Origin of the sequence: Nocardia jiangxiensis NBRC 101359 (assembly GCF_000308615.1) — a bacterium.
Classification (GTDB): domain Bacteria; phylum Actinomycetota; class Actinomycetes; order Mycobacteriales; family Mycobacteriaceae; genus Nocardia; species Nocardia jiangxiensis.
In genome coordinates, this window is the sequence record NZ_BAGB01000108.1 from 1 (window position 1) to 605 (window position 605).

The window sequence follows — 605 nt, forward strand, 5'->3', positions numbered from 1 at the left end:
GGGAACTTCGGTCATGCTCGGGTGAGTCGGTGTGACATGGTCATGATGGTGGCGATGTAGATCATGGCTTCGTGGTGGTCGGGGCGGGTTTCGTAGTCGCGGACGCAGCGGCGGTGTTTGCTGATCCACGCCAGTGTTCGTTCCACGACCCAGCGGCGCGGCAGCACGACGAAGCCGGGATCGGTGCGTTTGACGATCGCCACGGCCAGGTTCAGCACCTGCAGTGACCAGCGCACCAGCCTGCCGGTATAGCCGGAATCCGCCCAGGTCAGTGTGATGGTGGAGAACCGTTCCCGCAGCCAGGCCAGCAACGGGACCGCACCGTCGCGGTCCTGGGTGCTGGCGGCGGTCACCACGACCGCCAGCAGCAGCCCCATGGTGTCGGTGGCGATATGACGTTTGCGGCCCCCGACCTTCTTGCCGTTGTCCCATCCGCGTGATGTCGCGGGCACGGTGTCCGCGCCCCGCACCGACTGGGAATCGATGATCGCCGCGGTGGGGGCCGGCCCGCGGCCCGCGCTTACCCGGATCCGGTCACGTAGTACATCGGTAATCCGTTGCCATACACCGGCTTCGGTCCAGCGACGGAAAATGTCGTACACCGT

At 66.0% G+C, this 605-nt stretch carries 1 protein-coding gene; it reads right to left on the reverse strand.

Features of this window, described 5'->3' with window-relative positions; translation table 11 throughout:
- Nucleotides 1–11: 11 nt before the first annotated feature.
- Nucleotides 12–605 (reverse strand): IS5 family transposase (locus tag ON40_RS34430; RefSeq protein WP_040829430.1); only part of this gene is annotated, 594 nt, incomplete at its 5' end.